We start from the raw sequence: 13,760 nt of genomic DNA, 5'->3' as shown, positions 1-13,760 counted from the left end.
GTTTATGTCCCACAGACTAAGAGGCGGTGGACCACGGCTCAATGACTGAAACTGACAAGTTATTGATCCAAATGTACAGCGCCCCTTGGCAAGCGGCTGCATGGGCCCTACCCTAGTCGCGAACCCTGCACACGGTCTGTTGTCTGTTGCCCCATGCGTAAACTTCTAGCTTTTACCGTCTCCATGGCCCTGGTTGCCGCCGTCGCCGCGTATCTGGTCTGGACCCAGGAGCGCCCCGTGGCGCATTACCTGTCGGACCTGCGTATCACCCTGGCCGTGAATGAAGGCCTGCCCGCTGATCGAGGCAACCTGCTGGGCATCCAGCCAGAGCTGTTTCCGGCTGATTACCAGAGCCTGGAACGCCTGCACCTGAAGCTCTCGGCCTATCTGCAAAAGGCCCGGGACCAGGGCCTGATCAACGACAAAACCATTGTGGTGCTGCCCGAACACATCGGTACCTGGCTGATGCTGACCGGTGAAAAAAATGAGGTGTACCAGGCGCTGCACGTCAAGGATGCGATGAACTGGCTATCGGTCAGCAACCCGCTGCTCTTTGCCCGTGCCTGGATCAGCGCCACCGGCGATAACCGCACCGATGACGCCTACCTGCGTATGAAAGCCTCCGGCATGGCGCGGGACTATCAGGTGCTGTTCGGCGGCTTGGCCAAGGAGTTTGGCGTCACGCTGGTGGCCGGTTCCATCGCCCTGCCAAACCCCAGTGTCAGCCAGGGCCAACTGCAGGTCGGCCATGGTGCCCTGTACAACGCCAGCGTGGTGTTCGCCGCAGACGGCCTGCCCATCGGCGACCCACAGCGCCAGCTCTATCCGATCTACGATGAACGCGGTTTTATCGAACCCGGTGACGAGAATGTCGTCAGCGTGGTCGACACCCCGGCCGGGCGCCTGGGCGTACTGGTAGGCAGTGACAGCTGGTACCCGGACAACTACCGCAAACTCAATGAACAAGGTGCACAGTTGATCGCAGTGCCGGCGTTTGTGCTCGGCCGCGGTACCTGGGAGCGGCCATGGCGCGGTTTCAAAAGCGTCTCCACGCCGCAGGAAATCAGCCTCAAGCCAGAAGAACTCAGCGAGGGCGAAGCGTGGCGTCGCCTGACCTTGATCAGCCAGACACCGATCAGCCAGGCCAGCGCAGGCATGAGCGTATTCCTGCGTGGGCAGTTCTGGGACCTGGGCACCGCCGGGCAGAGCTTCCTGAGCCACAACGGGCAGATCAACGCCGACGGCGACGCCCGTGGTGCGCGCCTGCTGAATATCTGGCTGTAACACGATGAAGCCGGTGCGCCTGGGGGATCTGTCGGTGGGCTTCGTGCATACCCTGGCCGACGCGATCCACAGCCACGGCCTGGACCCGCAACCGCTGCTGCTGCAATACGGCCTGGACCCGGCGCGCCTCGCCGAGGCTGGCGCACGTTTGTCGATCCCGCGTTATATGCGCCTGGGCCATGCGGCCATCCAACTCACCGGCGACCCCGGCCTGGGCCTGCGCATGGGCCAGCTCAGCCGCCTGAGCCAGGCCGGGCTGGCTGGAGTCACCGCCGCCCAGGCGCCCAACGTGCGCGAGGCGGCGCGCACGCTGACCCGCTTCGAAGCGCTATACGGCTCCAACTATCGTGGGCAATCGAGTTTTCACGAGGACGCCGAAGGCGCCTGGCTGCGGTTCTATTCCATCAGCCCCTATAACGCCTACAACCGTTTTGTGGTGGACTCGATCATCGCCGGCTGGCTTCAGCAACTGTCGAGCCTGGCCCAGCAAACGGTGCAGGCGCAGCGGATTGAAATCGAATTTGAAACGCCGGACTACAGCGAACAGTACGCGCTGCTGGGCGATGGCCCGATACAGTTCGGCGCCGAGGTCAATCAACTGCGCCTGAGCCAGCAAACACTGGCCATGCGCAACCCGCAGCATTGCCCGAGCACCTGGCAGCTGTTGTTGAAGCTCTGTGAACATGAGTTGGAGCAGTTGACCCGCACCCGCAGCCTCCGCGAGCGCATTACCCGCTTGCTCGGGCCGATGCTCAATGGCGGCCGGGAACCCGACCTGGAAGAAGTGGCGGCACGCTTGAAGCTGCCGACCTGGACACTGCGCCGCAAACTGGCCGAAGAAGGCACTCAGTTTCGCGCAATTCTCAACGATACCCGCCGCGACCTGGCCATGACCTACATTCGCGATACGGAACTGGCGTTCGGCGAAATCGCCTACTTGCTCGGTTTTGCCTCGGCCCAAGCGTTTCAACGGGCATTCAGGCGGTGGAACAACCAGACCCCAGGGGAATTTCGCCGCAGTCAGCGGCATTCCGCCTGAAGTCGGTCTTACAGCTCGGTGGCGTCATCGGCCGGATCCAGAGGATCCAGTTCAAAGGCCTGGTACTCCAGCAGTTCTTCCTGATATTCGTCCATGGTGGGCTCCTTGTTTTTGAATTAAAAGCGGCTGCAGATAAATGACCTGCACAGCCAGCCTAAAGTGCCGTGATGACAAAAAAATGTCGACGTCATGACGTTCCTGCACTCCAGGATTAAACGTAGCAGCGTTACATGGATTTAGCACTGGGGTTCTGAGGCGCGATTGCAATCAGGTACGCACTGAAATGAACGGGGTGGCCATGACGCGGACAAGGTCTACAACGCCTATGCCGCCGCCGGGCGCACCACGCTGATGGGCGAACGCTTGCAGCATGACGATGGCCATAGCCATATCCTCTCGTCGGTGATTCCGTGCGGCATCTCCTATGACCCAACCTTTGCCTACGAACTGGCGGTGATTATCCGAGAGGGCATGCGGGGTATGTACGTCGAGCAAGATAACATTTACTACTACATCACCCTGCTCAACGAAACCTTGAAGGCATTGGCCGATGACCACTGATCAGGCGCGACAAGGTCAGTGAAGCAATCAAACGCTACGGGATCAACGTCGACAAGGCCGACCCCGTAGCGGTCTGATTTACTGCGCAGGCGTCGGCAGGGGTGGAATGGCTTCGGTCGGGGCCGGCAGGGCCGGCGTGGTCGTGGCGGGCTCGGCCTGCGGCGCAATCGGTGCAGCCTCAGGCGCGGGCACAACCGGCTCCGAGGCAGCGGGTGCGGCAGGCTCTTCCTTCGGCGCCTCGACTTTCTCCGCAGCCGGTGCGGCCTTCGGCTCCGGTACACCGAGGTCGGCCTTTGGCTGCTCGGGGATATGCTCAGCCTTCTTCACTTCCTGGGGCAGGAAGACGTCCACCAGCGCAAAGTAGCGCTCGTAGAACTTCGGCGCGGATACCGTCTCACTGGCCACCTTCACCATCGAGTCATCGGTGGAGCCGATCGGCATCGACACCGACCCCAGCACGCCTACACCCAGGCTCGCGGAGTTGTTGACCTTCTTCAGCGCATAGCGATCCTGAAGGGCGTTGGCAAACATCGTCGAGTGTTTTTTGCCTTTGCCATCATCGGCACACACCACGTTGAAGCTGATCTGCAGGTGAGTTTCGCCGGTCTGCTGGAAGCTCTTGTTACCCACGACCAGTTTCGGGTCGCTGCTGGTAATGATGTAGCCCTGGCTCAGCAAGGCACGCCGCGCGGCCTCGCACGCCGCTACATCACTAACCGGGTAATCCCGGGAAAATGTACCGGAGTCGTCGAAGTTCTCATGTTCATAAATAGCGGTCTTGGGTGACGAGCAGCCCGCGGCGCCCGCCAGCACCAGCGCCAGCCCGAGGCTACGCAAGTGGAATGATGTCGACATTGAAAATCCTGAGGAAAACGGTCTGGGCGGTATTGTGCAACAGAACGGGGCCTTGGCGCGCGCATTCCTGTCGGTAAAACGTCACAGACCTACGCACCGGGGCCTGCGGGAAAAAGCCCGGCGCACATATGGTCAATAAACACGCGTAACTTGGCCGAGGTATGGCGGCCGGGCCACAACATCCAGAAACTGCCCCGGTGTTCCAGGTAATCATCCAGCACCCGTTGCAAGCGCCGCTCGCCCACGGCCTGGTGGACCATGTAGTCCGGCAGGCAGGCAATGCCCAATCCCTCGAGCACCACATGGTTGAGGGACTCGATGGTGGTGCTGACCAACGGCGTGCGCAACAGCGGTTCGGCTGCGCCTGGGGCAAGACGCAACGGCCAGGGCTCGAGCTTGCCCGTGGCGCAGAACTTGTGGCGCAGGCAGGCATGACCATTCAGATCCTGCGGCTGCTGCGGGGTGCCGTGTTGGGCGAAGTAGCCCGGTGTGGCGACGAGAACCAACTGGTAGTGGCCCAAGTGGCGCGCCATCAACCGCGAATCCTCCGGCTTGCCGGTGCGAATCACCGCATCGAAACCTTCTTCGATCACGTCCACCATTCGGTCGGAAAAATCCACATCCAACTCGATCTCCGGGTAGGCGCGCATAAAGTCGCTGAGTACCGGCATCAATAAGCCCCGCACCTGCGGCACACTGATGCGCAACTTGCCCCGTGGCATTGCACCGGCGTCTGTCAGCTCCTGCTCTGCCGCTTCCACTTCAGCGAGAATCCGCCGCGACCGTTCAAGGAACAACGAGCCTTCACTGGTCAAGGTGATACTGCGCGTGCTGCGGTGGAACAGCCGCACGCCCAGGCGCTCTTCCATCCGCGCAATGCTTTTGCCCACGGCCGACGACGATACCCCCAGCACGCGGCCGGCGGCGGTGAAGCTGAGCGTCTGCGCCACCTGCACAAATACCGAAAGGCTGCCCAAGCTGTCCATGATCCCGCCTTTAGCGATTGCGGACACCAGCGTCCGATAAGTTCGGAACTTTAGCCTGTTTTTCCGCCAGCCACAGCCCCCTACTCTGCCCGCTCGCCCTTTCACCCGGATAAAACCTCATGAGCAGCAGCCCTTCGTTCACCGCATCAGCCCAGCGGGATTCATTACCGCTGGGCGGTCTACTGGCCTTGGCCAGCGCCGGCTTTATCACCATCCTCACCGAAGCCATGCCTGCCGGGCTTCTGCCGCAGATGGGCGAAGGCCTGGGTGTGTCGCCCGCCTTGGTCGGTCAATTGGTCACCCTCTACGCCCTTGGCTCGTTGCTGGCCGCCATCCCCCTGACGCTGCTGACCCGCGGCTGGCGCAGGCGGCCGTTGCTGCTGCTGGCCATTGGCGGCTTTGCCTTGGTCAACAGCGTGACCGCACTGTCCAGCCACTACGAGCTGACCCTGGTGGCGCGCTTTTTTGCCGGGGTCTTCGCCGGTCTGCTCTGGGCGTTGCTGGCGGGTTATGCGAGCCGAATGGTAGCGCCGCACCTGCAAGGTCGCGCAATTGCCGTAGCGATGCTGGGTGCACCGTTGGCGCTGTCACTGGGTGTGCCCGCAGGCACCTTCCTCGGCACCGCCGTTGGCTGGCGCCTGAGCTTTGCGATCATGACCGGGCTGACCTTGGTGCTACTGGTCTGGGCGCGCTGGCAACTGCCGGATTTTGCCGGCGAACGGGCGGATAAACGCTTGGAGCTGCGCCAGGTGCTGAACCTGCCAGGCATTCGTCCGGTGCTGTGGGTGACGTTTACCTACGTGCTGGCCCACAACATTCTGTACACCTACATCGCCCCGTTGCTGGTGCCAGCGGGTATTGAGGCGGACGTTGACCGAGTGCTGCTGGTGTTTGGCGTCGCGGCGGTACTGAGCATCTGGCTGGCAGGTATGTTGATTGACCATTGGCTGCGCGCCTTGGTGTTGATCAGCTGTGCGCTGTTTGGCCTGATCGCCCTGGCACTGGCGTTCTGGATCAATGTGCCAGCAGTCATCTATACCGCCGTGGCGTTATGGGGCCTGGCGTTCGGCGGCTTGCCGGCATTGCTGCAAACCGCACTGGCCCAATCGGCGGGCAAGTCGGCGGATGCAGCGCAATCAATGCTGGTGACCGTGTGGAACCTGGGGATCGCCGGTGGCGGGTTGGCGGGTGGCGTGTTACTTCAGGGCTGGGGCGTCTCGGGCTTTCCATGGGCCGTTATACTACTGATGCTACTGGCCTGGGCCGGCGCATCACAGACGGCGCCCCAACAGTTGGCCCGGCCACCCCGCCAAGTCGAACGTTGAAATGCGTTCGTAGCCACAGGACTCATAAAAACGCACCAGATCCCCTGTGCCGCCGCCGTAGCAGTCCACACGCAAGCGTGTCACTCCTGCTGCGCGGGCCTGGTCATCGGCAAAGGCCATCATGCGCCGCCCAAGGCCGCGAACTCGCGGATCACGCGCGGCAATCAACAGGCGCACATACACCTGCGGCTCTGCCTCCGACGGCACATAAGGCATGGGATCGCCCAACACCAGCGCTCCCCGAAGATGCCCTTCGGGGTCCTCGACAACCCAGGCCCCGGGCGACGCGCAGGCTTCAGTCACTTGCACTACTCGCCGGGGCGACGCCGACCAGGGCTCAGTGCCCCATTGATCGTTATTGCCCATGCCAACGAACCAGGCGATCACCTCGTCGAACACCTGCAGCACGGCAGGAACATCCGCCACCTTGGCGCGGCGGATCACCCAGCCATCCATTCCTTGAATCAACACGCTTGAAACTCCTGGGTCGACGATACCGAGTACCCAGTCTAGCGCACATAAAAAAGCCCCCGGTCTTTTCAGGCCGGGGGCTTCTTGTTCAAACCAACATCAGTACTTCTTGATATCAGCCTTGGTTTCCAACTGCTTGCGGTATGCCGCGAAGTCCTGCTGGCCAACACGGGAAGCGAGGAAGCGGCGGTATTGCGCCTTTTCTTCGTCCGTTGGGGCAGCCGCTTCGTTGACACCGTTCAAGCGCACGATCACCAGGCTGCCATCAGCCAGGGTAACGGTGGTAAAGGTCGGTTTGTCCTTGGCCGCAGGCTTGGGCATGCGGAACAGGGCTTGCAGCACGGCCGGGTCAATCGCTTCCTGGCTACGGGTAGCCGCTTCAGTGACTTTCCAGGCCTGGCCGTCGACCGGCTGGTTCAGCGGGGTCTTGCCATCACGCAGGCTGGCGATCAGCTCATCAGCGTGAGTCTTGGCAGCCGCGCTGGCGCGCTCCTTGGCCATCTGCGTGCGGATCGCCGCAGCAACGCTTTCCAGCGGCAGTTGCGCAGGTTTGCGGTGCTCTTTGGCACGCAGCACGATGATGGTTTCCGGGTCCAGTTCAATGGCGCTGCTGTTGGCACCCTCATCCAGCACTTCCGGGCTGAACGCAGCGGTGACCACGGCACGGTTGGCCGCAACACCGTCACCACCTTCACGGCCAAACGGCGCGGAGGTGTGTACGGTCAGCTTCAGGTCAGACGCCGGTTGGGCCAGATCGGAGGCTTCGAATGCCGCATCTTCCAATTGCTTGGTCGCTTCGACAAAACGCTGCTCGACCTGTTGGGTCTTGAGCTCGCGGGTCAGCTTGTCTTTCAGGCTGGCAAACGTCGGCACTTGCGGTGCCTCAACGCCCAACAGCTTGATCAAGTGCCAACCGAAGGTGCTGCGAACCGGCGCCGAGACCTGGTCTTTGTTCAATGCGTACAAGGCTGCTTCGAAGTCCGGGTCGTAGACGCCCGGGCCGGCAAAGCCGAGGTCGCCGCCACTGTTGGCCGAACCTGGATCCTGGGAGAACTCCTTGGCCAGGGTTTCGAACTTCTCGCCCTTGGCCAGGCGTGCCTGGATTTCTTCGATCTTGGCCTTCGCTTGCGCGTCGGTGACCTTATCGTTGACTTCAATCAGGATGTGCGCCGCGCGACGCTGTTCAGCGAGGTTGGCGGTTTCTTTCTGATAGGCAGCCTGCAGTTCATCGTCCTTCACGCTGACCTGGTCGAAGAAGGAAGACTTCTTCAGTTCCAGGTAGTCGATGACCACCTGGTCCGGAGTCATGAACTCCTTGGCGTGCTGGTCATAGTAAGCCTTGACCTCGTCGTCGGTGAGTTTCACCGCTGCGGGGTTGGCCTTGATATTGACGGTAGCGAAATCGCGGGTCTGTTTTTCCAGACGGGCGAATGCCAGCACCTCGGCGTCGGTTACGAAACCGCTGCCGGCGATGCCTGCGCGAACCTGGCCGATCAGCATTTCCTGAGTCAGCATCTGACGGAACTGCATACGGCTGTAGCCCAGTTGACGGATCACCTGGTCAAAGCGTTCGGCGTTGAACTTGCCGTCCACCTGGAATTCCGGCGTCTGCAGGATTACCTGGTCCAGTGCCGCTTCAGAGAAGCCAAACTTGGAGTCGGCGGCGCCTTGCAGCAGCAGCTTACGATCGATCAGGCCCTTGAGCGCCGCATCGCGCAGCAGTTTTTCGTCCAGCAGCGAAGCATCGAAATCCTTACCCAGCTGTTGCATCAGCTGGCGACGTTGCATGTCGACGGCCTGGCTGAGTTCAGTCTGGGTGATTTCTTCACCGTTGACCTTGGCCACGTCCTGCTTGGTGTTGGTCGAGGCCTGGAAAATGGCCTCGATACCGGTGAACGCCATCAATGCGACGATGATCCCGATAATGGTCTTGGCAATCCAGCCTTGTGAATTGTCCCTGATATTTTGCAGCATGCGTCCCCCAGAAACGGTTGAACTTCAAAAATTGGCAACCGTGGAGCGTGGGTAGAGTCCGGATAGAAGAAAGGCGCATCCGAGGATGCGCCTTCTCGTAACTGGCGGAGCGGGCGGAGGTTTGAACCGACACCCCGGCGTGGCGACCCGATGGATACGTGGGTCAGCTACCGCTCCACTGCCAGGCCAGACCAGCGTCCGACCCGGGTAGTAGGTAAAGGCTTGATCGAAACTTAGTTAACGGCTTCTTTCAGGGCTTTACCGGCTTTGAAACCTGGTTTCTTGGCAGCCGCGATTTGCAGAGCGTCGCCAGTCTGTGGGTTACGGCCAACGCGAGCTGGGCGATCAGTCACAGAGAAAGTACCGAAGCCTACCAGTACCACGGAGTCGCCGGCCTTCAGAGCGCCAGTGACGGATTCGATTACTGCATCCAGCGCACGGCCAGCAGCAGCTTTCGGGATATCAGCGGATGCAGCGATAGCATCAATCAGTTCCGACTTGTTCACTCTAAGTCCCCTTACATATCTATTGAGTATGATTCTAAGTTTTTTGGTAAACAGCAAAAACCAGTGCTGAATGGCCTACAGACACTTAAGAGCCGCTTTATAACAAGGGCTCTAAAAAGCTGTCAAGGAAGCCTCCAGGCTTATTCACATTAATGCGTGCTAATTCTTTCCTTGGAATCAGACTCTCGCTTTTCATCCTTTGCAACTATCTCCGGAGCCACATCCGGCAAGGGCTCCGGCGCGTATTGCAGCGCAATTTGCAGGACCTCGTCAATCCATTTAACCGGTTTAATCTGAAGATCTTGCTTGATATTGTCAGGAATTTCCTTCAAGTCGCGAACATTCTCTTCAGGAATGATCACGGTCTTGATACCACCCCGGTGTGCAGCGAGCAATTTCTCTTTCAGACCACCGATGGCCAATACCTGGCCACGCAGGGTGATTTCCCCGGTCATGGCCACGTCGGCGCGCACCGGTATGCCGGTCAATGCCGATACCAGGGCCGTGCACATGCCTACGCCGGCGCTAGGGCCATCCTTCGGTGTAGCCCCTTCCGGCATGTGGATGTGGGTGTCGTGCTTCTCGTGGAAGTCCAAGGGGATCCCCAGGCTCCGGGCGCGGCTGCGCACCACGGTCTGCGCGGCGGTAATGGATTCGACCATCACGTCACCGAGGGAGCCGGTCTTGATCAACTGGCCCTTACCGGGAATCACCGCCGCTTCGATGGTCAGCAATTCGCCGCCCACCTGGGTCCACGCCAGGCCAGTCACCTGCCCTACCTGATCCTGTTGCTCAGCCAGGCCGTAACGGAATTTACGCACGCCCAGGAAGTGCTCAAGAGCGTCGGCAGTGACCTTCACCGAGAAGCGTTTTTCCAGCGCGTGCTCCTTGACCGCCTTGCGGCAAATCTTCGCGATCTGGCGCTCAAGGCCCCGTACACCGGCCTCGCGAGTGTAGTAGCGCACGATGTCGCGAATCGACTCGACGTCAAATTCGATCTCACCCTTCTTCAGGCCATTGGCCGAAATCTGCTTGGGCGCGAGGTATTTGACGGCGATGTTGATCTTCTCGTCTTCGGTGTAACCCGGCAGGCGAATCACTTCCATCCGGTCCAGCAACGCTGGCGGAATGTTCATGGAGTTGGAGGTGCACAGGAACATTACGTCGGACAGGTCGTAGTCGACCTCCAGGTAATGGTCGTTGAAATTGTGGTTCTGCTCAGGGTCGAGCACTTCCAGCAAGGCCGACGCCGGATCGCCACGCATGTCGCTGCCCATTTTGTCGATTTCATCGAGCAGGAACAGCGGGTTGCGCACACCCACCTTTGTCATTTTTTGAATCAATCTTCCTGGCATCGAACCGATGTAAGTCCGCCGATGACCACGAATTTCCGCTTCATCTCGCACACCACCGAGGGCCATGCGCACGAATTTACGGTTGGTGGCATTGGCGATGGACTCGGCCAGGGAGGTTTTACCCACGCCAGGCGGGCCAACCAGGCACAACACCGGGCCACGAATCTTCTTCACGCGCTTTTGCACGGCAAGGTATTCGAGGATGCGTTCTTTGACTTCTTCAAGGCCATAGTGGTCGGCATCGAGAATGTCTTCAGCGCGGGCCAGGTCCAGGCGTACCTTGGTCTGAGCCTTCCACGGCACCTGCACCAGCCAGTCGATGTACGAGCGCACCACGGTGGCCTCGGCGGACATCGGCGACATCTGCTTGAGCTTGTTCAACTCGGCGGTGGCTTTGGTCAGGGCGTCTTTCGGCAGGCCTGCAGCATCGATGCGCTTTTTCAGCTCTTCGATTTCATTGTGGCCTTCCTCGCTGTCGCCGAGTTCCTTTTGAATGGCCTTCATCTGCTCATTCAGGTAGTACTCGCGCTGGCTGCGCTCCATTTGCTTTTTGACGCGACCCCGGATGCGCTTCTCGACCTGGAGCAGATCGATTTCGGCATCCAGCAATGCCAGCACGTGTTCGACACGGGCCGACAGGTCAATGATTTCGAGGATGTCTTGCTTCTGCTCGATCTTCAGCGCCATATGCGCGGCCATGGTGTCGACCAGGCGGCTTGGCTCATCGATGCTATTGAGGGAAGACAGGACTTCAGCCGGGACCTTCTTGCCCAACTGCACATACTGCTCAAACTGCGAGAGCAGGCTGCGCACAAAGACTTCGGACTCGCGCTCAGGGGCCTCGACTTCGTCGATCAGCACCACTTCAGCGCGTAGGTGGCCGTCCACCTCCATGAAACGCTCTACCGAACCGCGCTGCTCGCCTTCCACCAACACCTTGACGGTTCCATCGGGCAGCTTGAGCAGTTGCAGGACAGTGGCAATGGTGCCGACGCGATACAGGGCGTCTTCGCCTGGATCATCATCGGCAGGATTTCTCTGGGCCAATAGCAGTATCTGCTTGTCGCCCGTCATCGCAGCCTCAAGGGCTTCGATAGACTTCTCGCGCCCCACGAACAGCGGGATAACCATGTGCGGATAGACGACGACATCACGCAACGGCAGGAGAGGCAATTCGATGGTTGTCTTCATGATTTCGCCTCTATGACAGTTGAAAAATAAGCTTGAAACCAAGATGGGGGCTGCGTGTAAAAAAAACAAGCTCAATGCTGGCAGTTACACGCAGTAAAAATCCTTATGAAAAACAAAGGGGCCCCTAGAGGCCCCTTCATTTGTACCGAAACTGCGAAACGCTTACGCGTCTGGCGCAGCCTTGGCAGTCGGCTCACTGTTTTCGTAGATATACAGGGGCTTGGACTTGCCTTCTATAACGCTTTCGTCGATCACCACTTTACTCACCTCGGACTGCGAGGGGATTTCATACATGGTGTCGAGCAACACGCCTTCGAGGATAGAACGCAGGCCACGTGCACCGGTCTTGCGCTCCAATGCCCGCTTGGCTACCGACTTGAGTGCGTCAGTACGGAACTCAAGGTCCACACCTTCCATCTCAAACAGCTTGGCATATTGCTTGGTCAGGGCGTTTTTCGGTTCGGTGAGGATCTGAATCAGAGCCGCCTCATCCAACTCGTCCAACGTCGCCAGGACCGGCAGACGGCCAACGAACTCAGGGATCAGACCGAACTTGACCAGATCGTCAGGCTCGACTTCACGCAGGGACTCGCCCACCTTCTTGCCTTCTTCCTTGCTGCGCACTTCTGCACTGAAACCGATGCCGCCACGGGTAGACCGTTGCTGAATAACCTTCTCCAGGCCGGAGAATGCACCGCCACAGATAAACAGGATGTTGCGCGTATCAACCTGAAGGAATTCCTGCTGCGGGTGCTTGCGGCCGCCTTGTGGCGGTACGGAAGCAACCGTGCCTTCGATCAGTTTCAACAGGGCTTGCTGCACGCCTTCACCGGAAACGTCCCGGGTGATCGACGGGTTGTCGGACTTGCGCGAGATCTTGTCGATTTCGTCGATGTAGACAATACCCATCTGGGCCTTCTCTACGTCGTAGTCACACTTCTGCAGCAGTTTCTGAATGATGTTCTCGACGTCCTCACCCACGTAGCCAGCCTCGGTGAGGGTGGTGGCGTCGGCGATGGTAAACGGAACGTTCAGCAGGCGAGCGAGGGTTTCTGCAAGCAGGGTCTTACCCGAGCCTGTTGGACCGATCAGCAGGATGTTGCTCTTGCCGAGTTCGACTTCGTCGCCTTTCTTGTCACGCTGGTTCAGACGCTTGTAGTGGTTGTATACCGCTACGGCCAGAACCTTCTTTGCACGCTCTTGACCAATCACATACTGATCAAGGATGCCGCTGATTTCTTTAGGCGAAGGCAATTTATGCGCGCTGCTTTCGGCCTGGGCTTCCTGCACCTCCTCACGGATGATGTCATTGCACAGGTCGACGCACTCGTCGCAGATAAAGACCGAGGGGCCGGCAATCAATTTGCGCACTTCATGCTGGCTTTTGCCACAGAAGGAGCAATAGAGCAGCTTGCCGTTGTCCTCGCCGTTGCGGGTGTCAGTCATTCGTTCGATCCAAATCCGATAGGCTTGCAACACAAGATGAAGGCTTATGCGGGCTTTTTCAAGCCCGCAGGTGATCGGAAAACCCGACCAGCCCTATTTTGAGCGGCTTATATTAAGCGGGGCGCTTTTCGATCACTGCGTCGATCAACCCGTATTCACGTGCGGCTTCGGCGCTCATGAAGTTATCGCGGTTGGTGTCGCGCTCGATTTCTTCCAGGGTGTGCCCGCTGTGCTTGGCCATCAGCGTGTTGAGACGTTCGCGGATGAAGAGGATTTCCTTGGCGTGGATTTCGATGTCCGACGCCTGGCCCTGGAAACCGCCCAGTGGCTGGTGAATCATCACGCGCGAGTTAGGCAGGCAGTAACGCTTGCCCTCGGCACCCGCGGTTAGCAGGAACGCGCCCATGCTGCAGGCCTGGCCAATGCAGGTAGTCGATACGTTCGGCTTGATGAACTGCATGGTGTCGTAGATCGACATGCCCGCCGTCACCGAACCGCCCGGCGAGTTGATGTAGAGATGGATGTCCTTGTCCGGGTTTTCCGCTTCAAGGAACAGCAGTTGCGCACAGATCAGGTTGGCCATGTAGTCCTCTACCGGGCCCACCAGAAAGATCACTCGCTCCTTGAGCAGGCGCGAGTAGATGTCGTAGGCGCGTTCGCCACGAGCGGACTGCTCGACAACCATCGGGACCAGGCCGCCTGCGGCCTGGATATCAGAGTTCTGCTGAATATAGGAATTACGGAACATGCTCTGCAGTTACTCCCAA

Annotated in this window: 11 protein-coding genes and 1 pseudogene; 4 read left to right on the top strand and 8 right to left on the bottom strand. The window is 59.5% G+C overall.

Annotated features, from left to right (window positions below):
- The first annotated feature begins 153 nt into the window (after positions 1-153).
- From AB1462_RS12790 to AB1462_RS12780, 3 genes and pseudogenes are all read left to right on the top strand, one after another.
- The gene (locus tag AB1462_RS12790; RefSeq protein ID WP_259193279.1) at positions 154-1,284 is read left to right on the top strand and encodes a carbon-nitrogen hydrolase family protein; all 1,131 of its coding nucleotides are present in this window, start codon (positions 154-156) and stop codon (positions 1,282-1,284) included.
- A gap of 4 nt (positions 1,285-1,288) precedes the next feature.
- The gene (locus tag AB1462_RS12785; RefSeq protein WP_315337986.1) at positions 1,289-2,323 is read left to right on the top strand and encodes an AraC family transcriptional regulator; all 1,035 of its coding nucleotides are present in this window, start codon (positions 1,289-1,291) and stop codon (positions 2,321-2,323) included.
- A 333-nt stretch (positions 2,324-2,656) separates the two neighbouring features.
- Positions 2,657-2,854, top strand: a pseudogene (locus AB1462_RS12780) (hypothetical protein); the annotation flags it as partial.
- A gap of 108 nt (positions 2,855-2,962) precedes the next feature.
- On the opposite strand, the gene AB1462_RS12775 reads toward AB1462_RS12780, so the two are convergent.
- On the bottom strand, positions 2,963-3,739 hold the full coding sequence (locus AB1462_RS12775; RefSeq protein WP_259193276.1) for a DUF2242 domain-containing protein: 777 nt from the start codon (positions 3,737-3,739) through the stop codon (positions 2,963-2,965).
- A gap of 89 nt (positions 3,740-3,828) precedes the next feature.
- A complete protein-coding gene (locus tag AB1462_RS12770) occupies positions 3,829-4,725 on the bottom strand; it encodes a LysR family transcriptional regulator (RefSeq protein WP_259193275.1) in 897 nt (298 codons plus the stop codon).
- A 119-nt stretch (positions 4,726-4,844) separates the two neighbouring features.
- Here AB1462_RS12770 and AB1462_RS12765 point away from each other — a divergent pair, with 119 nt between their 5' ends.
- Complete coding sequence (locus tag AB1462_RS12765) at positions 4,845-6,050, top strand: MFS transporter (protein WP_367246796.1); 1,206 nt, start codon at positions 4,845-4,847, stop codon at positions 6,048-6,050.
- On the opposite strand, the gene AB1462_RS12760 is transcribed toward AB1462_RS12765, so the two are convergent.
- The 6 genes from AB1462_RS12760 to clpP all read right to left on the bottom strand — a co-directional run bounded on the left by AB1462_RS12760 (position 5,997) and on the right by clpP (position 13,741).
- The gene (locus AB1462_RS12760; RefSeq protein WP_259193273.1) at positions 5,997-6,521 is read right to left on the bottom strand and encodes a GNAT family N-acetyltransferase; all 525 of its coding nucleotides are present in this window, start codon (positions 6,519-6,521) and stop codon (positions 5,997-5,999) included. The genes AB1462_RS12765 and AB1462_RS12760 overlap by 54 nt on opposite strands.
- Before the next feature lie 99 nt (positions 6,522-6,620).
- Complete coding sequence (locus AB1462_RS12755; protein ID WP_090402628.1) at positions 6,621-8,495, bottom strand: SurA N-terminal domain-containing protein; 1,875 nt, start codon at positions 8,493-8,495, stop codon at positions 6,621-6,623.
- Between the two features lie 233 nt (positions 8,496-8,728).
- On the bottom strand, positions 8,729-9,031 hold the full coding sequence (locus tag AB1462_RS12750) for an HU family DNA-binding protein (RefSeq protein WP_259193354.1): 303 nt from the start codon (positions 9,029-9,031) through the stop codon (positions 8,729-8,731).
- Positions 9,032-9,150: 119 nt separating this feature from the next.
- The gene (gene lon / locus AB1462_RS12745; RefSeq protein WP_090402624.1) at positions 9,151-11,547 is read right to left on the bottom strand and encodes an endopeptidase La; all 2,397 of its coding nucleotides are present in this window, start codon (positions 11,545-11,547) and stop codon (positions 9,151-9,153) included.
- 162 nt (positions 11,548-11,709) lie between these two features.
- Positions 11,710-12,993, bottom strand: coding sequence for an ATP-dependent Clp protease ATP-binding subunit ClpX (clpX, locus tag AB1462_RS12740; protein ID WP_003238279.1), 1,284 nt, complete (start codon positions 12,991-12,993; stop codon positions 11,710-11,712).
- Between the two features lie 112 nt (positions 12,994-13,105).
- On the bottom strand, positions 13,106-13,741 hold the full coding sequence (gene clpP, locus AB1462_RS12735) for an ATP-dependent Clp endopeptidase proteolytic subunit ClpP (RefSeq protein WP_003174822.1): 636 nt from the start codon (positions 13,739-13,741) through the stop codon (positions 13,106-13,108).
- Positions 13,742-13,760 lie beyond the last annotated feature (19 nt).

This window comes from Pseudomonas sp. SB113 (genome assembly GCF_040754745.1).
GTDB lineage: Bacteria > Pseudomonadota > Gammaproteobacteria > Pseudomonadales > Pseudomonadaceae > Aquipseudomonas > Aquipseudomonas grimontii.
The sequence above is the reverse complement of the archived record's forward strand: the minus strand, read 5'-3'. Positions and strand labels throughout refer to the sequence as shown.